19 protein-coding genes are annotated in these 24886 nt (G+C 70.0%); 6 read left to right on the top strand and 13 right to left on the bottom strand.

Annotated elements, in window-relative coordinates:
• Positions 1 to 2 precede the first annotated feature (2 nt).
• The 5 genes from treZ to LH62_RS17290 are packed head-to-tail and all read right to left on the bottom strand — an operon-like array spanning position 3 to position 12667.
• A complete protein-coding gene (treZ, locus tag LH62_RS17310; RefSeq protein ID WP_043363327.1) occupies positions 3 to 1763 on the bottom strand; it encodes a malto-oligosyltrehalose trehalohydrolase in 1761 nt (586 codons plus the stop codon).
• A complete protein-coding gene (glgX, locus tag LH62_RS17305) occupies positions 1760 to 3865 on the bottom strand; it encodes a glycogen debranching protein GlgX (protein ID WP_043363325.1) in 2106 nt (701 codons plus the stop codon). Before glgX ends, treZ begins: the two co-directional genes overlap by 4 nt.
• A gap of 1 nt (position 3866) precedes the next feature.
• On the bottom strand, positions 3867 to 6023 hold the full coding sequence (glgB, locus tag LH62_RS17300; protein ID WP_043363324.1) for a 1,4-alpha-glucan branching protein GlgB: 2157 nt from the start codon (positions 6021 to 6023) through the stop codon (positions 3867 to 3869).
• Positions 6020 to 9268 carry a maltose alpha-D-glucosyltransferase gene (gene treS, locus LH62_RS17295; protein WP_043363323.1) on the bottom strand — a complete coding sequence of 1083 codons (3249 nt, stop codon included), beginning with the start codon at positions 9266 to 9268 and terminating at the stop codon, positions 6020 to 6022. The genes glgB and treS overlap by 4 nt, the downstream gene beginning before the upstream one ends.
• Entirely contained in the window at positions 9269 to 12667 is a 3399-nt protein-coding gene (locus LH62_RS17290) for a maltotransferase domain-containing protein (protein WP_082012625.1), read from the bottom strand. It abuts the gene before it with no gap.
• Between the two features lie 147 nt (positions 12668 to 12814).
• Between LH62_RS17290 and LH62_RS17285 the strand changes: the two genes are divergently transcribed.
• Genes LH62_RS17285 through LH62_RS17275 form a run of 3 tightly spaced genes read left to right on the top strand, consistent with a single transcriptional unit; the run spans position 12815 to position 14744 of the window.
• Entirely contained in the window at positions 12815 to 13006 is a 192-nt protein-coding gene (locus LH62_RS17285; protein ID WP_043363322.1) for an AtzG-like protein, read from the top strand.
• The gene (locus LH62_RS17280) at positions 13003 to 14406 is read left to right on the top strand and encodes an AtzE family amidohydrolase (protein ID WP_043363321.1); all 1404 of its coding nucleotides are present in this window, start codon (positions 13003 to 13005) and stop codon (positions 14404 to 14406) included. The genes LH62_RS17285 and LH62_RS17280 overlap by 4 nt, the downstream gene beginning before the upstream one ends.
• Positions 14403 to 14744: a cupin domain-containing protein gene (locus tag LH62_RS17275; RefSeq protein WP_201445526.1), complete on the top strand. Its 342-nt coding sequence runs from the start codon at positions 14403 to 14405 to the stop codon at positions 14742 to 14744. Before LH62_RS17280 ends, LH62_RS17275 begins: the two co-directional genes overlap by 4 nt.
• 91 nt (positions 14745 to 14835) lie before the next feature.
• Here LH62_RS17275 and LH62_RS17270 read toward each other — a convergent pair whose 3' ends face one another.
• The 5 genes from LH62_RS17270 to LH62_RS17250 form a co-directional block, all read right to left on the bottom strand.
• Complete coding sequence (locus LH62_RS17270) at positions 14836 to 15195, bottom strand: response regulator (protein ID WP_043363319.1); 360 nt, start codon at positions 15193 to 15195, stop codon at positions 14836 to 14838.
• A 200-nt stretch (positions 15196 to 15395) separates the two neighbouring features.
• Complete coding sequence (locus LH62_RS17265; protein WP_052214622.1) at positions 15396 to 17762, bottom strand: xanthine dehydrogenase family protein molybdopterin-binding subunit; 2367 nt, start codon at positions 17760 to 17762, stop codon at positions 15396 to 15398.
• Between the two features lie 70 nt (positions 17763 to 17832).
• Positions 17833 to 18627, bottom strand: a complete 795-nt coding sequence (locus tag LH62_RS17260) for an N-acyl homoserine lactonase family protein (protein ID WP_043363318.1) — start codon at positions 18625 to 18627, stop codon at positions 17833 to 17835.
• A 1-nt stretch (position 18628) separates the two neighbouring features.
• The gene (locus LH62_RS17255; protein ID WP_043363317.1) at positions 18629 to 19531 is read right to left on the bottom strand and encodes an NAD(P)-dependent oxidoreductase; all 903 of its coding nucleotides are present in this window, start codon (positions 19529 to 19531) and stop codon (positions 18629 to 18631) included.
• Positions 19528 to 19917, bottom strand: a complete 390-nt coding sequence (locus LH62_RS17250) for a carboxymuconolactone decarboxylase family protein (protein WP_043363315.1) — start codon at positions 19915 to 19917, stop codon at positions 19528 to 19530. The genes LH62_RS17255 and LH62_RS17250 overlap by 4 nt, the downstream gene beginning before the upstream one ends.
• A 128-nt stretch (positions 19918 to 20045) precedes the next feature.
• On the opposite strand from LH62_RS17250, the gene LH62_RS17245 reads away from it, so the two are divergent.
• The 3 genes from LH62_RS17245 to LH62_RS17235 all read left to right on the top strand — a co-directional run bounded on the left by LH62_RS17245 (position 20046) and on the right by LH62_RS17235 (position 22769).
• On the top strand, positions 20046 to 20975 hold the full coding sequence (locus LH62_RS17245; protein WP_043363314.1) for a diacylglycerol kinase family protein: 930 nt from the start codon (positions 20046 to 20048) through the stop codon (positions 20973 to 20975).
• A 5-nt stretch (positions 20976 to 20980) separates the two neighbouring features.
• Positions 20981 to 21811, top strand: coding sequence for a metallophosphoesterase (locus LH62_RS17240; protein ID WP_043363313.1), 831 nt, complete (start codon positions 20981 to 20983; stop codon positions 21809 to 21811).
• Between the two features lie 73 nt (positions 21812 to 21884).
• Positions 21885 to 22769: an alpha/beta fold hydrolase gene (locus tag LH62_RS17235; protein WP_043363312.1), complete on the top strand. Its 885-nt coding sequence runs from the start codon at positions 21885 to 21887 to the stop codon at positions 22767 to 22769.
• 161 nt (positions 22770 to 22930) lie between these two features.
• On the opposite strand, the gene LH62_RS17230 is transcribed toward LH62_RS17235, so the two are convergent.
• The 3 genes from LH62_RS17230 to LH62_RS28520 are packed head-to-tail and all read right to left on the bottom strand — an operon-like array spanning position 22931 to position 24824.
• Entirely contained in the window at positions 22931 to 23332 is a 402-nt protein-coding gene (locus LH62_RS17230) for an ATP-binding protein (protein WP_043363311.1), read from the bottom strand.
• Positions 23329 to 23670: an STAS domain-containing protein gene (locus tag LH62_RS17225; protein ID WP_052214621.1), complete on the bottom strand. Its 342-nt coding sequence runs from the start codon at positions 23668 to 23670 to the stop codon at positions 23329 to 23331. The genes LH62_RS17230 and LH62_RS17225 overlap by 4 nt, the downstream gene beginning before the upstream one ends.
• A 44-nt stretch (positions 23671 to 23714) precedes the next feature.
• The gene (locus LH62_RS28520; RefSeq protein ID WP_052214620.1) at positions 23715 to 24824 is read right to left on the bottom strand and encodes a PP2C family protein-serine/threonine phosphatase; all 1110 of its coding nucleotides are present in this window, start codon (positions 24822 to 24824) and stop codon (positions 23715 to 23717) included.
• Positions 24825 to 24886: the final 62 nt, after the last annotated feature.

Raw genomic sequence — 24886 nt, 5'->3', positions numbered from 1 at the left:
CATCATCCTTGACTGAGCAGCGCGACCGTGCACCGCGCCGGCAACTCGCCGGTGGCAAGCGTGCCGGCGGCGCCGGCCATGCTCTCGAACAAAGCCTCGCCCTCGCCGGTGGCGCGGGCGGGTTCGGCGCCGAGATTGCAGGCGATGGTCAGCGTGCTGCCATCGCCCAGGCGCCAACGGGCGACCACCGCCGCCGCCCCGACAGCCTGGGCGCCGAGCGCCTTCGCACCCGGAAGATGCGGCATGATCCGCTCCCGCCGCAAAGTCAGCAGCCGGCGGTGCAGGGCCAGCGCCGCATCATGCGGCGCATGGGTCGCTTCCTCCACGTTCGGGATCGAGTTGCGGAAGGTGCTCTCGGCGTTCGGGTCGGGGATGGTCTCGCGCTTCGCAGGATCCTGAAAGGCGGCGAATTTGGCGAACTCCTTCCGCCGTCCCTGGGTGACGAGCGGCGCAAGCTCCGCATTGTGGTCGGTGAAGAACAGGAAAGGCGCCGTCGCGCCCCATTCCTCGCCCATGAAGAGCATCGGGATCTGCGGGCAGAGCAGCAGCAGCGCTGTCGCGGCTTGGAGGGCGCGTGGATCGGCCAGGGCCGCGAGGCGCTCGCCGAAGGCACGGTTGCCGACCTGATCGTGGTTTTGCAGGAACAGGACGAAGGCGGTGGGCGGCAGACCCGCGGTCGGCTCGCCGCGAGGCGCGCCGAGATGGCCGGACAGCTGGCCCTGGAACAGGAAGCCCTCGGCCAGGACCTTTGCGAGCTTCTCCGCGCCATCGTCACAGAAATCTTCGTAGTAGCCCTCGCGCTCGCCGGTCAGCAGCGGGTGGAGAATATTGTGGCCGTCATCGTTCCACTGCGCATCAAAGCCGCCCTTGGGCCGGAGGTGGCGGGCAGCATTGCGCTCGTTCTCGAGAACCAGGTGAACGTGGCGGTCGGGCAATTCGCTGCGGATGCGGGTCGCCAGCAGGTCGAGCCAGTCCGCCTCGGAGATGGCGTGGACGGCGTCGAAGCGAAGGCCGTCGATGCGGTAGTCGCGCAGCCATGCAAGCGCATTCTCCTCGAAGAAGGCGCGCACCGGCTCCTGCCGGAAGTCGATGGCAGCACCCCAGGGGGTGTGGATGCCCTCGTCGAAGAAACGCTTGGCATAGGCATGGAGATAGGCGCCGTCCGGGCCGAAATGGTTGTAGACGACGTCGAGGAAGATCATCAGCCCGAGCCCGTGTGCGGCATCGACCAGCGAGCGCAGCTCGTCCGGCGTGCCGAAGGCGGTGTCGGGGGCGTAGGGCAGCACGCCGTCATAGCCCCAGTTCCGGCGCCCCGGGAAATCATTGACCGGCATCAGCTCGATGGCGGTGACACCAAGCTCCTTCAGGCGCGGGAGGGCGGCCTCGACGCCGGCGAAGCCGCCCATGGCGCCAGCATGGACCTCGTAGAGGACGGTCTCGTGCCATGGACGGCCGCGCCACTCGGCATTGCGCCAGCGATAGGCTGCCGCGTCGACCACGACCGAGGCGTCATGCACGTCGCCGGCCTGGAGGCGCGAGGCGGGGTCGGGCACGGCGAGGTCCGAGCTGACGCGGAAGCGGTAGCGGGCGCCGGGGCCGACCGGGGCCTCGGCCTCGAACCATCCCTCCCCTGCCGCTTGCATTGGCAGAGAGGAATGGCCTTCGATCTCGAGGCCGACCTCGTCGGCATCGGGTGCCCAGAGGCGGAAACGGGTGCGGTCGGGGGCAAGCAGGGTGGCGCCCCATGTATTGGTTACGCTCATATGGATGGAAGCCTCGTTGCCAGCAGCACGACGGAATGGGCGGCGACCGGCACGCTCCCGCCCTCGGCGCGGAGCTCCTCGGCCTCGGGGTTGGCGGTGTCGAGCACGATGGTCCAATCCATGGCGGGGGCCGGGAGGGTGAAGTCATGTGCGGCGCCATCGGCGTTGAGCAGCAGCAGCGTGGCATCCACGCTGCCATCCTCGGCCCCGGTGGCGCGGCGGAGTGTCAGCGTCCGGGCCTCGGGCTCGTTCCATGCCTCAGGCATCATCGCCTGACCGTTCTGGTCGAACCAGTCAGTGTCGCGGAAGCCGGGCCGCACCTCGGCGCCGCCATGGAGGAAGATCGCCGGGCGGAGCGGCGGCAGGCGGTGGCGCAGCGCGATGCAGCGGGCGGTGAAGCGTTGCAGGGCCTGCGCCTCCGCGGTCGCGGCGCGGGTCCAGTCGAACCAGCTGATCTCGTTGTCCTGGCAATAGGCGTTGTTGTTGCCGAGCTGGGTGCGCATTATCTCGTCGCCGCCGAGCAGCATCGGCGTGCCGGCGGAGGCGAAGAGCGTCGCCAGCATGGCGCGCGCCACGGATTGCCGGATAGCATTGACCGCGGGATCGTCCGTTTCGCCCTCCACGCCCCAATTGTTGCTGTGATTGTGGGAATGGCCGTCGTGGTTGTCCTCGCCGTTCGCCTCGTTGTGCCGCTGCTCGTAGGCGTTGAGGTCGTGCAGCGTGTAGCCGTCGTGGCTCGCCAGGAAATTCACGCTTGCCCAGGGGCGGCGGCGGCGGCGGTCGAACAGCTCGGCGGAACCGGTGAGGCGGGCAGCAAGGTCGCTGCGCATGGCGCTATCCCCGCGCCAGAAGCGACGCACGCCGTCGCGGTAGCGGTCGTTCCACTCGCTCCAGCCGGGCGGGTGGTTGCCAACCTGGTAGCCGCCGGGGCCGATATCCCAGGGTTCCGAGATCAGCTTCACCCGCGACAGCACGGGGTCCTGGCGGATGGCGTCGAAGAAGCCGCTGCCCTGGTCGAAGCCGCTCGGCTCACGGCCCAGGATGGTGCCGAGGTCGAAGCGGAAGCCATCGACATGGTATTGCTCGACCCAGTAGCGCAGGCTGTCCATCACCATCTGCAGGACACGCGGATGGCTGATGTTGATGGTGTTGCCGGTGCCGGTGTCGTTGATGAGATAGCGCGGCTCGTCCGGCATCGCACGGTAGTAGGACGCGTTGTCGAAGCCGCGCCAGGACAGCGTCGGACCCATCTCGCTGCCTTCGCAGGTGTGGTTGTAGACCACATCCATGATGACCTCGATGCCGGCGGCATGCAGGCGGCGCACGGCCACCTTCAGTTCGTTCCGCATCCAGGGCTCAATGAGGTAGCGCGGCTCGGGAGCGAAGAAGCCGAGGGTCGAGTAGCCCCAGTAATTCTTCAGGCCCTTGGAAACAAGGAAGCGGTCCTGCAGGAAGGACTGGATCGGCAGCAGTTCCAGCGCCGTAATTCCAAGGCGCTGGAGATGCTCGATGAAGCGAGGATCGGCGAGGGCGGCGAAGGTGCCGCGCTCCCGAGGCGCAATGTCCTCGCGCAGCATGGTCAGGCCGCGCACATGCGCCTCGTAGATCACCGTCCGTTCCCAGGGCACGCAGGGCGGCCGGTCGTCGCCCCAATGGAAGCTGTCATCCACCACGACGGATTTCGGCATGGCCGGCGCGCTGTCGCGGCGGTCGAAGGTCAGGTCGGCGCGACCGGCGCCAAGGCGGTAGCCGAAGAGCGCGTCGGACCAGCGGACCTCGCCCGAGATCTGCCGCGCATAGGGGTCGAGCAACAGCTTGTGCGGGTTGAACCGATGTCCCTGCCGCGGCTCGTAGGGGCCATAGGCGCGGTAGCCGTAGAGCTGGCCCGGCCGCGCTTCCGGCAGGTAGCCGTGCCAGACCTCGTCGGTGCATTCCGGCATGGGCAGGCGGGCCAGTTCGCGGCGGCCTGCGGCATCGAAGAGGCAAAGCTCGATCCGCTCCGCATGGGCGGAGAACACCGCGAAACTGACGCCCAGCCCATCCCAGTGCGCCCCCAGCGGATTTGGCCGGCCGGGCAGCAGGCGGGTCGGTACGGGAGGCATGCTACCCTTGATGCCGAAGGACGAGCACAGCCAGCGGCGGCAGGAAGAGCGGGACCGATTGGTCGAATCCGTGGCTCTCCGCCGCCTCGGCCTGGACCGAGCCGCCATTGCCCGTGTTCGTCCCGCCATAGGCGGCGCCGTCGGTGTTCACCACTTCATGCCAGGTGCCGCCCATCGGCACGCCGATGCGGTAGCCGTAGCGGGGCACCGGCGTCATGTTGCAGACGACGAGGGCGGGCGGGTCGCCTGCCGCGCCGAAACGGAGCCAGGCGAAGATGCTCTGCTCGTTGTCGCCGCCAACCACCCAGCGGAAACCCTCCGGCGAGGCGTCCTGCCGGTGCAGCGCGGGGATGCCGCGATAGGCCAGGTTGAGGTCGTGGACGAGGCGCTGAATGCCGCGGTGGCGCGCCTCGTCGAGCAGGCCCCAGGACAGGGCGGCATCGTGGTTCCACTCGCTGGGCTGGGCGATCTCGCCGCCCATGAACAGCAGCTTCTTGCCAGGATGCGTCCACATGAAGGCGAGGTAGGCGCGCAGATTGGCGAATTTCTGCCACTGGTCGCCCGGCATCTTCCCGATCAGCGACCCCTTGCCATAGACCACCTCGTCATGGCTGAGCGGCAGGATGAACTTCTCGCTCCACGCATAGACCAGTCCGAAGGTCATGCTGTCATGGTGGTAGCGGCGGTTGACCGGGTCCTCCTCGATGTAGTGGAGGGTGTCGTGCATCCACCCCATGTTCCACTTGTAGTGGAAGCCCAGGCCACCCTCGCCGGTCGGGCGGGTGACGCCGGGCCAGGCGGTGCTTTCCTCGGCAATCATCACCGCGCCGCGGCAACGCTCCTCGACGACGGCGTTCAGCTCCTGCAGGAAGGCGACGGCTTCCAGGTTCTCGCGGCCGCCGTACCGGTTCGGAATCCACTCGCCCGCCGGGCGCGAATAGTCGCGGTAGAGCATGGAGGCGACGGCATCCACGCGCAGGCCGTCGATATGGTAGTGCTCCAGCCAGTGCATGGCGCTGGCGAGGAGGAAGCCGCGCACCTCGTTGCGGCCGAAATTGTAGATCGCCGTGTTCCAGTCGCGGTGGAAGCCCTCGCGCGGGTCGGCATGCTCGTAGAGCGCGGTTCCGTCGAAGCGGTAGAGGCCATGCGCATCGGTCGGGAAATGCGCCGGCACCCAGTCGAGGATGATGCCGATCTTCGCCGCATGAGCGCGATCGACGAAGCGGGCGAAGCCCATTGGCGAGCCGAAGCGGGCGCTTGGGGCGAACATCCCGAGCGGCTGGTAGCCCCAGGAGCCGCCGAAGGGATGCTCCATCACCGGCAGGAATTCGATATGGGTAAAGCCCATGCCCTGCACATAGGGGATGAGCCGGTCGGCCAGCCGGTCCCAGTCCGGCGATTCGCCAGCGGCGTCACGCCACCACGAACCGGGATGGACCTCATAGACGGAGATCGGCGCATCCTCGGCCTGGCGAGCCCCACGCTCCGCCATCCAGTCCTGGTCGGTCCACAGGAAGGGCGTGGGGTCGGGGATGCGGGAGGCGGTGGCGGGCGGCATCTCCGTCGCCGTTGCGAGAGGATCCGCTTTCAGCGGCAGCACGCTGCCATCGGCGCCGATCAGCTCGTACTTGTAGGGCGCGCCGGGGCGGAGGCGGGGAATGAACAACTCCCACACGCCGGCCTCGCGCCGCAGCCGCATCGGGTGGCGCCGGCCATCCCAGCCATTGAACTCGCCAACCACGGACGCACGCTGCGCATTGGGTGCCCAAAGGGCGAAGCGAACGCCGGGCACGCCATCGACCACCATTGCCTGCGCGCCGAAGACCTTGGCGAGTTCGAAATGCCTTCCCTCGGCGAAGAGATGCAGGTCGAGCGAGCCGAGCAGCAGGCCGAAGCTATAGGGGTCCTCCGTCTCCTGCACCGAACCGGGCCAGTCGATGCGCAGCCGGTAGGGCACCGGACGGGAGACGTGGCCGGCGAAGAGGCCGGCGGGATGCACCTGTTCCAGCCGGCCGATCTCCTCGCCGCCCTCGCGGGCGAGCACGGTGATGCCGCGCGCGCCGGGCTGGAAGCTGCGGATCTCCTCTCCGTGCGGGCCGAGGATGGCGAAGGGGTCGCCGTGGCGGCCCGCGACGAGGGAGTCGGTCCCGGAGATCATGCGGTGATCCTTTCCGCCAGGGCGGCAAGGCCACGGAGCGGTACGCCGATCCAGGCGGGGCGGTTGGCCGCCTCGTAGCGCACCTCATAGGCCGCCTTCTCGAGCAGGAAGAGGTCGAGCAGGGCCGCCTCGGCACCGGCGGGAACCCAGGGGCTCTCGGCGGCATGCTCGACGGTGCGGTAGGCCTCGAGGAAGGCGGCGGAGGCCTCGCGCTGCCAGCGCTGGAAGAGCGCGGCACGGCGCTCAGCCGGAGCCGCCGTGGCGGCGCCCGACGCCTCGCTCGCCACCGCCACGGAGGCGGCGTAGTCGAGGCTGCGCAGCAGGCCGGCAACGTCGCGCAAGGGGCTGCCCTTGGCGCGGCGCTCCTCGAGCGTACGCGCCGGCTCGCCCTCGAAATCGACGATCACCGCGTCGCCCTGCGCCACCAGCACTTGGCCGAGATGGAAGTCGCCATGCACACGCGTCTTCAAGGCGCCGTCGGCGGATTGCGCGAGACGCTGCGCGGCCTGATGCAGCGCCTCGCGCTTCGCCACCAGCGCGGCGGCGAGCGGAGCGACATCCTCGGCGAGGCCGCCGCGGGCGAGCAGATCGAGCGCCGGGTCTAGCTGCTCCAGCGCGCCGCGCGCCCAACTGGCGCGATCCGCCTCGGTCGCCGGCTCCGGCTTGAAGTCGGGGTTGTCGGTCGGCCGGGCGAGCGTCGCATGCAACTCGCCGAGCCGGCGGCCAAGCGCCTCCGCGAAGGCGAGGTAGCCGGCGAAGGCATCCTCCGGCGCCTCCTCGCTGAGTGCCGCCTCATCGACGGCGCGGTGCAGCCAATCCTGCGTCCAGCCCCAGCCATCGCCCTGGTTCCGGACGAAGCCCTGAGCCAGCATCAGGGTGTGCGGCGTGCCGTCTGGCGCGATGCGCACGACCTCGCCGAGCAGCGGGGCAGTGTTGCCGAAGCCGGCCTCCGTCAGGTAGCGCGTGACCTCCGCTTCCGGATGGATGCCGGGGTTGATGCGGCGGATGATTTTCAGGACGATCTGCTCGCCATAGATCAGCGAGGAGTTCGACTGCTCGGCCGAGAGGCGCCTGATCTCGGGCGTCTCGGGCAAGGGCACCTCGGCCAGGCGGGAGGTGGCGCTGAAGCGGATCTCGCCTTCCTCGGTCGTCAGGCTGACGCCCTGCCGCAACGCATTCAGCACGGCGGGCGGCATGCGGTCATCGGCAAAGGCATCGGTGAGGAACCCGACGCGGCGCACCTGGCGCAGCCGCGACAGGGCGAGCTGCGAGGCGAGCGGACCGGCGCCCTCGACGTCCTCGACGCCGGCAAGCGGCAAGGCGTAGCGCTCGGTGCGACCGGGCAGGCCGATCTCGACCTCGGCCATCACCACGGCGCCGCTTGCCTCCGGCAGGCTGGCGATGGCGCCGAGCCGGATCGATTCGATCCGCTCGCCCTTGCTGGCGAACCAGCGGCGCTTCGGCAGGTATTCGGGCAGGACGAGCTGTTCCAGCTCACGCCTGACGGCGGCTCCGAGAAGTTCTTTCACATCGGCCTTCAGGACTAGGGTGCGGAGATCGGGCAGCGGCTCCGGCGAGGGCTCATGCCAGGGTGGCAGGGCCTTCTCGGTTGCCAGAACGAACCAGTAGAAGCCGTAGGGCGGCAGCGTCAGCAGGTAGGGGAGCTGGCCGATCGGCGGGAAGCTTGTGCCGCCCAGCATCTCGACCGGCACGCGACCGGCACTGGCGGAAAGGTCGAGTTCCACCGCCTGCGCGGCGCGGGACAGGTTGAAGACGCAGAGGATCGTGTCGTCCTCAAACTCCCTGACATAGGCCAGCACCTTGCGGTTCGCCGGGTAGAGGAGGCGCATCTCCCCACGGCCGAAGGCGCGGCTGCGCTTCCGGACCGCCAGCATCCGGCGCATCCAGTTGAGCAGCGAATGCGGGTCGCGCGCCTGGGCCTCGACATTGACCGCCTGGAAGCCATAGATCGGGTCCTGCAGGGGCGGCAGGACGAGCGCCGCAGGGTCGGCCTTGGAGAAGCCGCCGTTGCGGTCGGGCGACCACTGCATCGGCGTGCGCACGCCATCGCGGTCGCGGAGGAAGATGTTGTCGCCCATGCCGATCTCGTCGCCGTAGTAGATGACGGGCGTGCCGGGCATGGAAAGCAGCAACCCGTTCATCAGCTCTATGCGGCGGCGGTCGCGCTGCAACAGGGGGGCAAGGCGGCGGCGGATGCCGAGGTTGATGCGCGCGCGCTTGTCGGCGGCGTAGGTGGACCAGAGATAGTCGCGCTCCCGGTCCGTCACCATCTCGAGCGTCAGCTCGTCATGGTTGCGGAGGAAGATGGCCCATTGGCAGCCTTCCGGGATGTCCGGCGTCTGGCGCAGGATGTCGGTGATCGGGAAGCGGTCTTCCTGCGCGATGCCCATGTACATCCGCGGCATCAGCGGGAAGTGGAAGGCCATGTGGCATTCGTCGCCCTGGCCGAAATACTGCTGCGTGTCCTCCGGCCACTGGTTGGCCTCGGCCAGCAGCATGCGCCCCTCGAAGGATTGGTCGAGCTTGCTGCGGATGGTCTTCAGCACCGCATGGGTCTCGGAGAGGTTCTCGTTGTTGGTCCCCTCGCGCTCGACGAGATAGGGCACGGCGTCGAGCCGCAGCCCGTCCACGCCGATATCGAGCCAGAACTTCATCACGTTCAGCACTTCGGCCAGGACGCGCGGGTTGTCGAAGTTCAGGTCCGGCTGGTGGCTGTAGAATCGGTGCCAGAAATAGGCCTTGGCCTCCGGGTCCCACGTCCAATTCGACTTCTCGGTGTCGAGGAAGATGATGCGGGTGCCGTCATATTTCTGGTCGGTGTCGGACCAGACATAGTAGTTGCGCGCAGCCGAGCCCGGCTTCGCGGCCCGGGCGCGCTGGAACCATGGGTGCTGGTCGCTGGTGTGGTTGATGACCAGCTCGGTGATGACGCGCAGGCCCCGCGCATGCGCCTCGCGCACGAAGCGACGGGCGTCGTGCATGTTGCCGTAGCTCGGGTTGACCGAGCGGTAGTCGGCGATGTCGTAGCCGTCGTCGCGCAGCGGGCTCGGGTAGAAGGGCAGCAGCCAGAGCGTGTCGACGCCGAGCTCGGCGATGTAGTCGAGCTTCTGCAGCAGCCCGGCGAAGTCGCCGATGCCGTCGTCATTGGCGTCGAAGAAGCTCTTCACATGAAGCTGGTAGACCACCGCGTCGCGGTACCAGTGCGGATCCTCGGGCAGGCTCATCTAGATGCCCCCTGCCGGGCGAACCCGCCAGATGCCGAAGGGAAGTTCGCCGGGATCGAGCCGTATCGTCTGCATCTTGCCTTGCCAGGTGAAGCGGTGTCCGCGCATCAGGTCCTCTGCTTCCAGTGCCGCGTGGTCGGGCAGTCCCCATTCCCAGAGCGGGAGCTCGACGCTTGCCTGCTGGACATTGTGCGGGTCGAGGCTGACCGCGACCAGGATGCAATTGTCCCGATCCGGCGTCGCCTTGCGGTACCACAGGATGTTGTCGTTGAAAGCGTTGTGGAAGGCCACGCCAAGCTGCGTCTGCAAGGCCGGGTTGCCGCGGCGGATGGCGTTCAGCCGGGTGACCTCGTCCACGATATCGCCCGGCGCGCGGTCGGGCCAGGCGCGAAGTTGGTACTTCTCGGAGTCGAGGTATTCCTCCTTGCCGGGCATGGCGCGGGCCTCGCAGAATTCATAGCCCTGCACCATGCCCCAGAGGCCGGAAAGCGTCGTCGCCAGCGCGGCGCGGATCAGGAAGCCCGCCCGGCCGGAGCTTTGCAGGAAGAGCGGGTTGATGTCCGGCGTGTTGACGAAGAAATGCGGGCGGAAGAAGTCCCGCGGCGCCGTCGTCGTCAGCTCCGTCAGGTACTCCTCGATCTCCTGCTTTTCGTTGCGCCAGGTGAAGTAGGTGTAGGACTGGCTGAACCCAAGCTTCGCCAGCCGGTACATCACCTTCGGCCGGGTGAAGGCCTCGGCCAGGAAGACGGCGTCCGGGTGACGGGCGCGGATATCGGCGATCAGCCATTCCCAGAAGGGGAAGGGCTTGGTGTGCGGGTTGTCGACGCGGAACAGGCGCACGCCCTGATCGCACCAGAAGCGGACGACGTCGCGCAACGCGATCCACAGCGACGGGACGGAGCCCTCGTTGTAGAAATCGACGTTGACGATGTCCTCATACTTCTTCGGCGGGTTCTCGGCGTAACGGAGCGAGCCGTCCGGCCGCCAGTCGAACCACTCCTTGTGCTCGCGCAGCCAGGGATGGTCCGGGCTGCACTGGATGGCGAAGTCGAGCGCCAGCTCCAGCCCATGCGCCGAAGCCTCCTTCACCAGTCGGCGGAAATCCTCGAGCGAGCCGAGCTCCGGGTGCAGCGCGTCATGCCCACCGTCCTCCGAGCCGATGGCATAGGGACTGCCGGGGTCATCCGGCGCCGGGGTCAGCGTGTTGTTGCGGCCCTTCCGGTTCTTCTTCCCGATCGGGTGGATGGGCGGGAAGTAGAGCACGTCGAAGCCCATCCGCCGGATGCGCGGCAGCTGGCGGATGACGTCGTCGAAGGTGCCGTGCCGCGAGGGATCGCCCGACTGGCTGCGCGGGAAGAGCTCGTACCAGCTGGCGAAGCGGGCACCGGTGCGCTCGGCCTCCACGGGGATCTCGGCACTGCGGAGGCGGAAGGGGCGGTCGTCCGCCTCGGCCATCAACGCCGCGGTCTCCGGGGCGAGCAGAAGGGCGAGGCGCTCCCCCTCCCCTGCCCCGACCAGGCGGGCGGCGAGCTCGGCGACGGCGCCGCCGGCGCGCCCGCCGGCGGCCTCGACCAGCAGGCGGCCTTCCTCCAGCTCCAGCGCGACGGGGACGCCGGCATTGTGCTTCTTCTGCAGTTCGTCGGTGAAGGTAGCGAAGGCGTCGCGCCAGGCCTCAACGGCGAAGATGTAGCGGCCCATGCGCTCGAGCGGGAAGCTGGCCGCCCAGCGGTCGTTGCCGAGGGGGCGGAGCCGCGCCTCGCGCCAGGTATCCTCGTCGGCGGCGCGCCAGAGCAGGGCGGCGGCGAGCTTGTCATGGCCGTCGCAGACCACGTCGCAGCGCACCTCGATCACCTCGCCGACCGTGCGCTTCACCGGGAAGCGGCCGTCATCGACCACCGGCTCGATCTTCTCGATGCCGAGGCGCGGGGCGCTGGCGCCGGCCTCGGCGCTGGGCTCGCCGGCAGGGCGGATCGGGCGGGGCGGGATGGCATCGAGGATGCGCACCTCGCCCGGCTGCAGCAGCAGCGTGCCGCCGGGCTCAAGGCCCGACCCGTCCTCGGGCAGGCTCGGGGTGAAGCGCGTGAAGACGCCGCCCGTGGCGGGCAGCAACGCCGTCGCCGTGACACTCGCCGGACGATGCAGGTCGGGGTTGGCGAGCACTAGAGCAGCGCGCTGGGCCTGGCGCACATCCGGGCCGGCGGCGCGCAGCAGGGCAGTGGCCGACGCCCCAGGCCCGGCGAGCGGGCGAAGGTCGGCCGGTGCCAGCGGGCGGCTGGCGAGCATGGCATTGGTGGCGCGGATCGCCTCCGAAAGGTCGAAGGGCGCGTGGCGCAGGAGCCAGTCCCAGTCGCCCGGCCGGTCCTGCGCGGCGTCGAGCGGCCGGCGGGCGCCGTACTCGAAGCCCATCGGCACCAGCAGCCCGGCGCCGATGCCGGCGGCGAGGCGGAGATGGCGCAGCGCCGCCCGCTCGGCCATGGCCGGGTCGGGGTCGCGCGCGGCGAGGCGCGGGCCGAAGGGCGCTTCCACGGTGGCGATGGCCGGGGCGATGGCGGCAAGGCGCGTCGCCTCCTCGGCCAGCCAGCCCTCGCGCAGGTCCCACCAGGCGAGGCTGTCGAAGGTCGCGGCGAAGCCGGCCTCGGCCAGCTCGGACACCGCCTCCGCGGGCAGGCCGACGGTCCAGGCAAGGAAGCGCGCCTCGGGAATGGCGGCGGTCAGCCGGCGCCAGACGCGGCCGGGCACGCGTGCCGGCGCCTCGCAGCGGAAGCCCGCGACGCCCGCGGCGGTGAAGCGGCGCAGCCGCTCCTCCCACCAGGCGCCGAGCCCGGCGACGGTATCGGGGTCGTCCCAGCGGGCCCGCAAGGTATCCCGGTCCGGCGGCTCCAGCCGCGGGTCGGGCATCCCCGTGGGGGCATTGCCGGCGAACCAGCCGGGCTGCTCCCGGGCCAGGCGCCCGTCGGCGGCAACGCGGTCGAGCACCAGGTCGATATAAAGGTCGAGGCCATGGGCGCGCGCCTTGGCGGCCAGCGTCTCCAGTGCCGCGGCGCTGTCGCCCTGGGCCTCAAGCGCCGGAAGCGGGCTGTCCGGGTCGCCGATCTGGTGGAGATGGCCGCTGGCGCCAGTGGCGAAGGGTGGCGGGATCAGCACCCCGTTGAAGCCAAGCCCGGCGGCCCGCTCGAAGGCGGCATCCCAGGCCGGCAGCGGGCCGATCAGCAGCGGATGCAACAGATAGAGGCGGGGCGCCAGGGGGCCGCTCAAGGCCGGCTCCGGCTCGGGCTCCGGCGGGGTTATGACGGCGGGAAGGGCGGGGACGATCGCCGGCGGTGCCTCGGCTAAGTTGCGCTTCGCGGCCGAGGCCGCTCGTTTCGCCGGCTTCGGCTTGTCGGTGCGTCGCTCCGCCATCCAATCCCCCAAATCCATCTCTGCGGCGCAACGCCGAACGGGCGAAATGGTCCGCCTGCCCTTCGATCACCGATGCGCGAGCGGTGAAGGCTGGCCAGCACGGAACCCGCATGGAACGATGCGGCCCTTCCCGCCGGAGCCAAGCCGATGCTCGATCCCGACCGTTTCGATCCTGCCGCCCATGTGGCTGCCGCTGCCCCGGCGGTCGGGCTCGCCCTCGATGCCGCTCGCCAGGCCCGGGTCGCGGCGGCCTTCGCGCTGGTCGTCCGCATCGCTGCGCCGGCGCTCGCCGTGCCGCTGACCGAGGCGGATGAGCCGGCGCCGGTGTATCGTCCATGAACGGCCCGGCGCTCGCCATCGCTGCCCAGGTGCGGGCGGGCGAGGTTTCGGCCCGTACCGTGGCGGAAGCGGCGCTGGCCCGCATCGCGGCGCGCGGGCCGGAGGTGAATGCCTTCACCGCCGTGCTTGCCGAACGGGCAATCGCGGCGGCCGACGCCGTCGATGGGCGCATCGCCGCCGGGAAGGACCCCGGGCCGCTGGCCGGGGTGCCCTATGCGGTGAAGAACCTCTTCGACCTCGCCGGCATCCCGACCCGGGCCGGCAGCCGCATCCGCCGCGATGCCGCCCCAGCGACGCATGACGCCTTCCTCGTGCGGCGGATGGATGCGGCCGGCGCCATCTGCCTCGGCGCGCTCAACATGGACGAGTTCGCATACGGCTTCACCACGGAGAACAGCCATGACGGGCCCTGCCGCAACCCGCATGACCTGACACGCATCGCCGGCGGCTCCTCCGGCGGCTCGGGCGTGGCGGTGGCGGCGGGGCTGGTGCCGCTCAGCCTCGGGACCGACACCAACGGCTCGATCCGGGTGCCGGCTTCGTTGAACGGCATCTTCGGTATGAAGCCGACCTATGGGCGCCTGTCGCGCCACGGCTCCTTCCCCTTCGTCCATTCGCTCGACCATACCGGGCCTTTCGCCCGCAGCGTCGCCGACCTGGCCGCCGCCTATGATGCGTTGCAGGGGATCGACGCGGAAGACGACCACCAGGCGCCGCAGCCGCCCGAGCCGGTGACGCCGCTGCTCGGCGCCGGGCTTGCGGGGCTGCGGGTGGCGCGGCTCGGCGGTTGGTTCGGCCGGATGCAATCCGAGGCGGCGCGGCGCGCGGTGGCGGCGGTGGCCGAGGGGCTGGGGGCGGCGGCTGAGGTGGAATGGGCGATGGCGGAGGCGAGCCGCTCCGCCGCCTTCATCATCACCGCCTCGGAGGGCGGGGCGCTGCACCTGCCGACGCTCCGCACCCGGCTCGAGGAGTATGAGCCGCTGATCCAGGACCGGCTGCTGGCGGGCGCGCTGATCCCCGCCGCCTGGGTCCTGCAGGCCCAGCGCGTGCGCGCCAGGGCGCGCGATGCGATGCGGGCCCTGATAACCGGGTGGGATATCCTGCTCGCCCCGGCGACGCCGGTGCCGGCGACGCCGATCGGACAGGAAACCCTTACATTGGATGGGGTGGAATTGCCGCTGCGGCCCACGATGGGCCTCTTCACCCAGCCGATCAGCAATATCGGCGTGCCGGTGCTGACCGTGCCGGTGCAGCAGGCGGAGGGCGCGATGCCGATCGGCGTGCAACTCATCGGCAAGTCCTGGACGGAAGGGCTGCTCTTCCGCGCCGCGGCGGCGCTGGAGGCGGCGGGGCTCTGCGCGGCGCCGGTGCCGCCGGCCTTTGCCGAGGGTGCGGTTTGAGCGCTGCCCCGCGCTTCGGCCGCATCGGCGAGGGGCTGGTGGCCCCAGCCGAGGGAGGCGAGCGCTTCGAGACGCTGCTCGCCGCGGGCGGCGGGCGCGTCGAACGCATCGTCTCGCTCGGCCAGAGCGACCCACCGGGCTTCTGGTATGAACAGGAGGGCGAGGAATTCGTGCTGCTGCTGGCGGGGGCCGCACGGCTCGGCTTTGCCGATGGCACCGAGCAGGCATTGGCGCCGGGTGAATGGGCGGTGCTGCCCGCTGGCTGCCGCCACCGCGTCGCCTGGACCGACCCTGAGCGGGAGACGCTGTGGCTCGCCCTGCACCTGCCGCCGGACTGACCTGCCTTCGGGCCACGTCGGCAAGCCGCTCGGCCTGGCACAGCTGGCCGCGCGGCTGCGGCATTCCACCGCAGCGCCGGCCACCACCTGATTACTTGCAGAGGCGGCCGAGGGCGCTCGTCAGGTCGTCCGGATCGTAGGGTTTCGCCAGGACGGGCACCTCGGCATGGCCAGGGGGCAGGCCATCCGCGCCATAGCCGGTGGCGACGACGAAGGGCACGCCTCGCGCCGCCAGGGCATCGGCGACCGGGGTGGAGGTTTCGCCGGCCAGGTTGAGGTCCAGCACGGCGACATCCGGTAGCTCCCGCTGCAGCAACGCAAGCGCCTCCGCCACGGTCGCCACCGGGCCGATGACCGATGCGCCGGCATCGAGCAGCGCATCCTCCACCAGCATCGCGACCAGAGCCTCGTCCTCGACAACCAGAACGCGCCGCCCGTTGAGCCTGGTCATTCCTTCAGTCCCTTCGCAAGAAGCGATGTAGCCGACCCAAGCACAACCAGTTCGGCGGCCAGGCTCCTGCCTTGTCCGTAACACAGCATAGTGCAAACCCATGAGCGGCGGGATAGGGGCCGCAAAAGGTCCGGCATGTCGATACCGGACCTTCTGCCAGCCGAAGCGACCAGTGCTGCCTCACATTCCCGTGTCTGCCGTCAGGTGGCCATGCCGTGGATGGCACGCCAGACCCGCTCCGGCGTCGCCGGCATGTCCATATGGGTGATGCCGTAGTCCGAAAGGGCATCCACCAGGGCATTCATCACCGCAGGCAGCGAGCCGGCGCAGCCCGCCTCGCCGCAGCCCTTGGCGCCGACCGGGTTGGTCTTGCAGGGGCTGGGATGGCTCTCGAAGCCGAAGCTCGGCAGGTCCCCGGCGCGCGGCAGGCAGTAGTCCTGGTAGCTCCCGGAGAGAAGCTGACCTTCCTCGGAATAGGCAACATGCTCGTAGAGCGCCTGGCCGATGCCCTGGACGATGCCGCCATGCGCCTGGCCTTCGACCATCAGCGGATTCACGATGACCCCGAAGTCGTTCACCGACAGGTAGCGCACCACCTCGACGATGCCGGTTTCCGGCTCGATCTCCACCTCGCAGACATGGCAGCCATTGGGGTAGGCCTGCGGCGCCTCGCCGAAGACATGGCGGACATCGAGGCTCTCCGGCAGGTCGGGCGGCGGGTTGTTGGCGGTGCGGATGCGCTGGGCCAGCTCCATGATGTCGATCGAACGATCCGTGCCGGCGATGGCGAAGCGACCGAGGCCCTCCGCATCGCGGTCGAATTCGATGTCGCCCACAGCGGCTTCCAGCATATGCGCGGCGGCGGTACGACCCTTCTCGATCACGAGCTGCGCCGCCTCCATGATCGCGGCGCCGGAGGCCATCAGCGACTTCGAGCCGCCCGTGCCGCCGCCGACGATCAGCAGGTCGGAATCGCCCTGCACGAGGCGGATGCTCTCGAAGGGTACGCCGAGCGACTGGTGCAGCACCTGGGCGAAGGGCGTCCAATGACCCTGGCCGTAATCGAGGGTGCCGGTGATGATCGTCACCGTGCCATCCTCGTTGAAGCGGATCTCTCCCTGCTCCTTCATCGGCGGCGCGGTGCATTCGAGGAAATTCCCGATGCCCCGGCCGCGCAGCTTTCCGCGCGCCTTGCTCTCGGCCTTGCGGGCCGCGAAGCCCTCCCAGTCCGCGGCCTCGAGCGCCCGCTCCAGGACGGCGGTGAAGTCGCCGCTGTCATAGACGGAGCCCGTCGAGGCCTGGAAGGGAAAGGCGTCCGGCTTGATGTGGTTGATGCGGCGCAGCTCGATGGCGCTGCGCCCTGTCTCCTTCGCCGCCTGCTCCAGCAGCCGCTCGAAGAAGTAGTTGCCTTCCGGCCGCCCGGCGCCGCGATAGGCGGAGACCGGCGTGGTGTTGGTGACGAGGCAGCGGGTGTTCACCTCGATCAGCGGGGTCGCGTAGTTGGACTGGATGTTCTTGACGAAGTTACCCGTGCCCATCAGCGGCGCAACCGTCGCCAGGTAGCCGCCCATATTAGCGAAGGCGGTGAGCCGCACGGCAAGGGCCCGGCCCTCCGAATCGAGGGCAAGCTCCGCCTCCACCTCATGGTCGCGGCCATGCTGGTCGGAAAGGAAGGAGCCGGTGCGGTCATCGGTCCATTTCACCGGCCGACCGAGCAGCTTCGCAGCGTGGAGCAGGCAGGGGTACTCGGGATAGCAGCTCGCCTTCATGCCGAAGCTGCCGCCGACATTGCCGGTGAGGATGCGGACCTTGTCGGTCGGCGCCTTCAGGATATCCGCCATCTGCGCGCGCAGGCCGAAGACGCCCTGGCTGCCGACATGCAACGTGTAGCGTCCCGCCTCCGCATCGTACTCGCCGATGGCGCTGCGCGGCTCCATGGCGCAGACGACGACGCGGTTGTTGCGGATGGAAAGCTTCGTCACATGGGCGGCGGCGGCGAAGGCCTCGGCGACCTTTGCGCTGTCGCCATGATGGAAGTCGAGGATCTGGTTGCCGGCGATGTGATCATAGAGCTGCGGCGCGTCCGCTGCCGCGGCGGCCGAGGCCTCGGTGACGGCGGGGAGGATATCGATGTCGAGGAATACCGCCTCGGCCCCGTCCCGCGCCGCCATCCGGCTCTCGGCGACGACAAAGGCAACCGGGTCGCCGACGAAGCGGACCTTGTCCAGGGCCAGCGGCGGCCGGTCGATATTGGTGAGCGGGCTGCCGTCGCGATTCTTCAGCGGCAGGGCGCAGCGCATGGCGCCGTAGCCGGCTTCGGCGAGGTCAGCGCCGGTATAGACGCCGAGCACGCCTGGCACCTCCTTCGCCGCCCCTGTGTCGATGCCGCGGATGATGCCGTGCGCGTAGGGGCTGCGCACCATCACCGCATAAAGCTGGCCGGGCAGGTCGATGTCGTCCGTGTAGCGGCCGCGCCCTTGCAGCAGGATCGGGTCCTCGTTGCGCGGCACGGGCTGGCCCACGCCGAATTTCAGCCTGGTGGGATCGGGCATGGCGGTATCGGGCATGGGGTCTCGCTCTCGGCGGTTGTCGTCTTTGAGATCGAGCCTAGGCCAGCTTTGCCAAGGGCGCGACCCCTCAGCCGATCGGCGGCAGATGGAGCGCCACCACATCGCCCCCCTGCCCCTCGACTGCCGGGAAGCGGGTGCGGACCTCCGGATCATGGCCCGGGATCACCCGGCTCTCGTCCCCGCCGGCGAGCCGCCGGGCGATGCGCCAGCCCTGGGTCATGGCACCGAGGTCGAAGATGATGGGGAAGGGATTGCCCTGCCGGTCATTGGCATAGAAATGCATCGCATCGGAGGCGATGACGACCGGGCCGCGCGCGGTCTGCACCCGCACCACCTGCAGCCCGTCCGAATGGCCGCCCACGCGGTGGACCGTGACGCCCGGCGCCACCTCCCCTTCCCCGTCATGGAAGACGACCTTGTCGGCGAAGAGAGCGCGGACCATCGACACCACGTGATCCGCCTCGAAAGGCAGGCGGATGCAGGCGGTGCACATATGCTTGCCCGTGGCGAAGGCCATCTCCCGCTCCTGGATATGGATCCTGGCCCCGGCGAACAGCTCCACGCTGCCGGCATGGTCGTAATGGAGGTGGGTGACGACCACGTCCTGAACCCGCGCCGGGTCGCTGCCCATCGCCTTGAGGCTGTCGGCGACGGAACGGCTCAGCGTGCGGCCGCGGCGTTCGGCGCAGGCGGCGTCGAAGCCGGTATCAACGACGATCTCATGGCCCTCGGCGTTGCGCAGCAGCCAGACATAGTAGTCGAGCGGCATCGCCTCATGGGGGTCCTGCACCGGCAGCAGGAAGTTGGACTGGGCCGGCCGATCGTGCCGACCGTAGCGGATCGCATAGGCCTCCCAATGCATCCTACTTGTTCCCCCCCAGGACCTCGCCCGCCAGCTTCTCGGGAAGCTGCGCAGCGGCGGTATGGTTGTTGCCCGGACCGACCGAGGCGAGCGCCGCTGCCCACAGTTCCCTGGCCAGGGCGGCGAGCGGCGTCGGCGTCTCCGTCTGCCGCCCGACCTCAAGCGCGATGCCAAGATCCTTCACCATCAACTCCAGCGCGAAGCCATCGTCGAACCGGCGGCTGAGGACGAACTGCCTGAACTTCCGCTGGCTGCTGTCCGACATGCCGGACGAGGCGTTCAGCACGTCCACCATCTTCGCGGGATCGAGGCCGAAGCGCTGGCCGATCAGCATGACCTCGACGCCGAGCATGAAATTGCCGGCGGAGGCGAGGTTGTTCAGCGCCTTCATCGCCTGCCCGGCGCCGATGCCGCCGCAGCGGTGGAGGCTCGTGCCCATGGCCTTCAGCACCGGCTCGGCGCGGTCGAGCAGCGCTTCCTCCCCGCCCAGCATGATGGCGAGGCTGCCGTTCTTCGCCCGCGGCACGCCGCCGGAGACGGGCGCGTCGATCATGCCGATGCCGCGCCCGGCAAGCTCGGCGGCGACCTCCCGGGTCTTGCCGGGCTGGCCGCTAGTCATGTCGATGACGAGGCTGCCGGGGGCGAGGGCGGGGCCGATCGCGGCTGCGACCTCGGCCACCTGGGCGCTGGTCGGAAGGATCGTGACCACGGCCTCGGCGTCCTGCGCCGCCTCCGCCGCGCCGCCGGCTGCCCTTCCGCCGACCTCGCCGGCGAACTGCGCGGCGCGCCCCGGCACGGCGTCGCTGACCGTGACCTCGAAGCCGGCCTTCACCAGATTGGCCGCCATCGGCCAGCCCATGTTGCCGATGCCAACGAAGCCGAGGCGACGGATCGGCCCGCTCACTTGAGTGCGCCTTCCTTCACCAGCACCTCATGCGCCGCCTTGAAGGCGTCGAGCCCGGCCGGGATGCCGCAATAGGCCGTCGCGTGCAGCAGCGTCGCCTTGATCTCCTCGACGGTGACGCCGTTGTTCAGCGCGCCCTTCACATGCAGCTTGATCTCCGGCGCGCGGTTCAATGCCGTTAGCATGGCGAGGTTGATGAGGCTGCGCGTCTTGCGGTCCAGCGTCGGGTCGCCCCAGGCCCAGCCCCACGCAATCGCGGTGGTGGCGCGCTGGAAGGACATCATGAAGTCATCGGCCTTGGCCATGGAGGCATCGACATACTCGGCACCGAGTACCTCGCGGCGGATCGGCAGGCCCTTGTCGAACAGGGCGCTATCCTCGGACATGGCTTCCTCCATCCTTTTCAGCGGTGAGGCTCGCCCGGCGCGACGCAGCGGTCAACCGGCCGGCATGACGTTTCGAAAATGATCCGGTGCGGGCGTGAACCCGGCGCTGCCGCCGCCGTTCTGCGGCGATGCGAAAAGTCGCCGTCGTCATCAATGCCCGCTCGGGCGGGCTGCTGGGCCGGGAACGCGCGGCCGAGGAGGTGGCGGAGCGACTCGCTGCCGCCGGCCTCGCGCCCAGCATCCTGCACGAGGCGGAGGAACCCGATCTCGGCCGCCGGCTGGACCAGGCGGTGGCGCTCGGCATGGACGCCGTGGTGGTCGGCGGCGGGGACGGCACCATCGCCGCTGCGGCGCAGCGCCTGGTCGGGACGGGCATCGCCCTCGGCATCCTGCCGCTCGGCACCATGAACATGCTGGCAAAGGATCTCGGCATCCCGCTCGGGCTCGAGGCGGCGGCGGAGGCGCTGGCGCATGGCGAGGTCCGGGCGATCGACGTGGCCGCGGTGAACGGCCATGTCTTCCTCTGCCTTTCCGTCCTCGGCCTGCCGACCGCGATCGGGCGGCACCGGGAGCGGCATCGCGGCACCGGCGGGCAGGTGCGGCTCATGCTCGCCGCGCTGCGGACCATGCTGCGCTACCGGCCGATGCGGCTCCGCCTCGCGCTCGACGGCACGGTGGAGCAGCCGGTCTTCCTCCGCGCGCTCGCCGTCGCCAACAACGCCTACGCGGAGGGCTTCGGCGCCTTCTTCAGCAGGACGCGGCTCGACCGGGGCGAGCTCTTTCTCTACCAGGCGCGGGAATTCGGTCCCTGGTGGATCGCCCGGATGCTGGCGGCAATGGCGCTCGGCCGCTGGCGACGGCGGCCGGAGCTCGATGAGCGGCCGGCGCAGGAGATCATCATCCACAGCCGGCGGCGGAGCCTCCGCGTGATGAACGACGGCGAGGCGCTGCTGCTCGCCCCGCCGCTGCGCTACGCAATCCAGCCCGGGGCGCTCCGCGTCGTCGTCCCGGCCGCGGTGGCCGCGGCGCCGCACCGCGCTGCCACGGCGGAGGCCTGAACCCCATGCATCGCATCGCCCATATCTCCGACCTGCATTTCGGCGCCGAGCTGCCCGATGTCGTCGCCGCGTTGGCGGAAGAGCTGAACCGCGACCCGCCCCACCTCATCGCCATCAGCGGCGACCTCACCATGCGGGCCCGGCGGAGCGAATTCCGCGCCGCGCGGGCCTTCATCGACGGGCTGCAGGCGCCCGTGCTGGTGGTGCCGGGCAACCATGACATTACGCCGTTCAAGTTGGTGGAGCGCTTCCTCGACCCCTATGCGCGCTGGCGCCGCTTCATCGCGCCGGAGACGGAACCGGTCTTTCAGGACGGGCGGATCGGGGTGGTCGGGCTGAACACCGCGCGCCGGGCGGGCTTCTACCTCGACTGGTCGCGCGGGCGGGTCGGCAGCGGGCGGCTGGCGCGCTGCGAGGCACGGCTGGCGGCCCTGCCGCCGGGCCTCACCCGCATCGTCGTCGCGCATCACCCCTTCCTGCCGCCGCGAGCAGCGCCGGAGGCGCGGCTGGTGGGCGGGGCGGCGATGGCGCTGGAATCCTTCGCCCGGCAGGGGGTTCGGCTGGTCCTTTCCGGCCATCTCCATGTCGGCGACGTGGCGGAGCCGGCGGCGGTGGTTCCGGACGATGCCGCCAAGGAGCGCCTGACCGTGGTGCTGTCGGCCACCAGCACCTCGCATCGCCTCCGCGGCGAACCGAATGCCTTCAACGACATCCGCATCGACGCCAACGGCAGGGTGGATGTCGTGGCTCGTATCTGGACCGGACAGGGTTGGCGCCAGGTCGCGCCGCGGTCGACCGAGGCCTCGCCCGCGCAGATCCTGGCGCCCGGCGGCTGATGGCCGCAGACTGGCGGCGGTTCCAGGCCCTGGGTGCTTCCGTCCAGGGCGATCGCAGGCTGGGAGGTCGCCCATGTTCTTCGAAGGGTTCACGCTGGAATTCCGCGAGGCCAACGGCCAGCGCATCCGCCTCCGCCGCGGCGGCAGCGGGCCGCCTCTGCTGTTGCTGCACGGCAACCCACAGACCCATGCGATGTGGCACAAGATCGCGCCGACGCTCGCCCGGCGCTTCACCGTCATCGTGCCCGACATCCGCGGCTACGGCTTCTCGCAGAAGCCCCCTGCCCTGCCGGACAGCAGCGGCATGGCGAAGCGCGCCATGGCGGCGGACCTGGCCGCGCTGATGACCGATCTGGGCCATGAGCGCTTCGCCGTCGTCAGCCATGACCGCGGCGCCCGCGTCGCGCACCGGCTGACGCTCGACCATCCGGAGCGGGTCGAGCGCCTCTGCACCATGGACATCATCCCGACGCTGGCGCATTTCGAGCGCACCGACATGGCCTTCGCGCTGGGCTACTATCACTGGTTCTTCCTCGCGCAGCCGCATGACAATCCGGAGCGCATGATCCTGCGCGACGTGGAGGACTGGTTCGACCTGCACACCTCGCGCGAGCCAAAGGATCGCGGCTTCTTCCATCCCGAGGCGCGCGCCGACTACCTGGCGGCGCTGCGGGAGGAGGGCACGGTACGCGCGATCTGCGAGGATTACCGCGCGGCGACGGCGATCGACCTCGAGCATGACCGTGCCAGCCGCGCCGCCGGGCGGAAGCTGGAATGCCCGCTGCTGGCGCTCTGGGGCGCCAAGGGATCCATCCCCAAATGGTACGATCCGCTCGCCATCTGGCGCGGCTATGCCGCCGGCGAGGTGACCGGCGGCGGCGTCGATAGCGGCCACTACCTCGCCGAGGAGGCGCCGGAGGAGGTGCTGATCTGGCTCGGCCGCTTCCTGCGGGCGTAATCCATGGCCAGCGGGCCATGCCCCGGCAAGGCCGGCTGCGGAAGCGGAGTGACGCTACGGCCGCCATGGGTACGATCCGAGGCAGGTCAGCGCCAAGCACACGGAGAGGCCTGCATTTCCGCTCCGTAGTGCGGAGACCGCAGGCTGCGCCTCTGCGGGTGTCAGGGGAGCGGAAGATCGACCTCGACGCGGTTCCGCCCGATGCCGGTGCGGATGTAGCGCAGCGCCGCCGCGTTCCGCCGGACCAGGGCGAGGCCGAGACCGCCGATACGCGCTGCCCCCAGCGAGGCGGCAGGCAGCGGCAGGGCGCCGGCGGTCGGGTCGAAGGGACGGCCGGCATCCTCGAGCACCAGGGTGCAGAAACCCGCGGCAATGCTGGCTTCCACCAGCACGTCCGGCGCGCCGCCATGGCGCTGGGCGTTCAGCGCCAACTCCTCCAGCACGACCTCGGCACGGGCGATGCTGTGCGGGCTGGCGCCAGCCGCTTCCATCCAGGCGGCCAAGGCCGATTGCGCCGCCGAGACCTCGGCTGCCCCGCCGGCGATCCGGTAGCGGAAGCTCACGCGGCGAGGCGGGCCCGCGCCTCCGCCTCGGTGGCGACGATCGGGATCATCTGGTCGAGGGCAATGGTCTCAAACACCTCCATCACCTGCCGCTGCGCGCCGAACAGGATCATCTGCGCGCCGCGCCGCTGCAGCACGCGGGCGACGGAGATGAACATGCGCAGACCGAGCGAAGCGACGAAACTCACCTCCGTCAGGTCGACGAGCGCATTCTTCGCCACGCTGCCGACGGCGGCGGTGAAGCGCTGATCGATCGCCTCGGCACCCGCCGCATCGAGTCGGCCATTCAGGGCCACCCGATGGGTGCCAGGATCGAGTTCGGTCAGCGCGAAATCCATCGGGTCATCCTCGTCATCGTTGCGCCGGAGGCTTCACCGTGCCGTCACGCGAAGTCCAGCGACAGTATGGAGACATCGTCCGCGAAAGGACCCGGCCGCGACAGCGACCGCGCGGCCTGGAGCAGCCGTTCCGGCGCCCCTGTTGCTGGCGGGGCGGCGAGCGGGAGATGCGCCAGGAAGTCCGCGAGGCCGAGCTGGCGGCCATCTGGTGCCCGGGTCTCGAAGGCGCCATCGCTGAGGAGCAGAAGCCGCGTCCCGGCCGGCAAGGCCGCGCTGCCGGTGCGGAAGCGGATGCCCGGCATCATGCCGACCGGCGGGTTGCGGGTGGCGAGCGCCTCGGGCGCTGCCGCGCCCGGCTGGAGCAGAAAGCCGGGATGATGGCCAGCCGCGGCGTAATCGAGCCGCCGCGCCGCAAGGTCGGCGACGCCGTACCAGATGGTGAAGAAGAGGCCACCCTGGTCCTCCATCTGGAAGCTGGCGTTGAGCCCGGCCAGGACCGCGGCCGGGTCGCTGCCGATGCCGGCGCGCAACATGTTCATCGCCGAAGCTGCAAGCAGGGCGGAGCCGGCGCCGTGCCCCGCCACGTCGAGGATGAAGACGGCGAAACGCTCCGCATCCACCCAGCGGTAGCCGAAGGCATCGCCGCCGATGCTGGCTGATGGCAGGAAGCTCCACTCCGCCCGCACCCGCCCCTCGGGGATGGGCGGCGGCAGCAATGCCTGCACGTAGCGGATGGCCCGCTCCATCTCGCGCTCCAGCTCGGCGGCGCGTTCCATCTCGCGCTGGCGGCCGCGCTGGTACTGCAGGGCAAAGGGGCCGATGGCGAGGCGCGCACCCGGCGCCAGCGGCGCGGTGCCGCTGAGCCGCTCGCCCTCCAGCCAGGTGCCGTTGGTGGATTCGAGATCGGTGAGGTTAGCCCCCTCCCCCGCTACGGTGAGCAGGGCGTGGTGGCGCGAGACCTCCGGCGCCGGCAGCACCAGGTCATTGCCGGCAACCCGCCCGATGCGGAATGGCTCGGAACCGAGCGGAATCTGGCGGGTCTCGCCGCCCTCCTGCGACAGGACCAGGACATGCAACACCGGCTCCGGCGTCTCGGCGAGACGCGGGCCGCGGCGGATCATGGTTTCCTCGCTATCGGCCGGAGGTGCGGTCATCGGGCTGTCCTCAACCGGATGCCGGACCGTCACCCATTCCGTGCATTGGTACAACCATGTTG

This window comes from Belnapia sp. F-4-1 (assembly GCF_000802185.1).
In the GTDB taxonomy this organism is placed as follows: domain Bacteria; phylum Pseudomonadota; class Alphaproteobacteria; order Acetobacterales; family Acetobacteraceae; genus Belnapia.
This window is presented reverse-complemented; position numbering and strand designations above follow the sequence as displayed.

Excerpts from the sequence above, each read along its gene's own strand:
- treZ (WP_043363327.1), bottom strand. The coding sequence starts at position 1,763 with ATGAGCGTAACCAATACATGGGGCGCCACCCTGCTTGCCCCCGACCGC.
- glgX (WP_043363325.1), bottom strand. The coding sequence starts at position 3,865 with ATGCCTCCCGTACCGACCCGCCTGCTGCCCGGCCGGCCAAATCCGCTG.
- glgB (WP_043363324.1), bottom strand. The coding sequence starts at position 6,023 with ATGATCTCCGGGACCGACTCCCTCGTCGCGGGCCGCCACGGCGACCCC.
- treS (WP_043363323.1), bottom strand. The coding sequence starts at position 9,268 with ATGAGCCTGCCCGAGGATCCGCACTGGTACCGCGACGCGGTGGTCTAC.
- LH62_RS17290 (WP_082012625.1), bottom strand. The coding sequence starts at position 12,667 with ATGGCGGAGCGACGCACCGACAAGCCGAAGCCGGCGAAACGAGCGGCC.
- LH62_RS17285 (WP_043363322.1), top strand. The coding sequence starts at position 12,815 with ATGCTCGATCCCGACCGTTTCGATCCTGCCGCCCATGTGGCTGCCGCT.
- LH62_RS17280 (WP_043363321.1), top strand. The coding sequence starts at position 13,003 with ATGAACGGCCCGGCGCTCGCCATCGCTGCCCAGGTGCGGGCGGGCGAG.
- LH62_RS17270 (WP_043363319.1), bottom strand. The coding sequence starts at position 15,195 with ATGACCAGGCTCAACGGGCGGCGCGTTCTGGTTGTCGAGGACGAGGCT.
- LH62_RS17265 (WP_052214622.1), bottom strand. The coding sequence starts at position 17,762 with ATGCCCGATACCGCCATGCCCGATCCCACCAGGCTGAAATTCGGCGTG.
- LH62_RS17260 (WP_043363318.1), bottom strand. The coding sequence starts at position 18,627 with ATGCATTGGGAGGCCTATGCGATCCGCTACGGTCGGCACGATCGGCCG.
- LH62_RS17250 (WP_043363315.1), bottom strand. The coding sequence starts at position 19,917 with ATGTCCGAGGATAGCGCCCTGTTCGACAAGGGCCTGCCGATCCGCCGC.
- LH62_RS17245 (WP_043363314.1), top strand. The coding sequence starts at position 20,046 with ATGCGAAAAGTCGCCGTCGTCATCAATGCCCGCTCGGGCGGGCTGCTG.
- LH62_RS17240 (WP_043363313.1), top strand. The coding sequence starts at position 20,981 with ATGCATCGCATCGCCCATATCTCCGACCTGCATTTCGGCGCCGAGCTG.
- LH62_RS17235 (WP_043363312.1), top strand. The coding sequence starts at position 21,885 with ATGTTCTTCGAAGGGTTCACGCTGGAATTCCGCGAGGCCAACGGCCAG.
- LH62_RS17225 (WP_052214621.1), bottom strand. The coding sequence starts at position 23,670 with ATGGATTTCGCGCTGACCGAACTCGATCCTGGCACCCATCGGGTGGCC.
- LH62_RS28520 (WP_052214620.1), bottom strand. The coding sequence starts at position 24,824 with ATGACCGCACCTCCGGCCGATAGCGAGGAAACCATGATCCGCCGCGGC.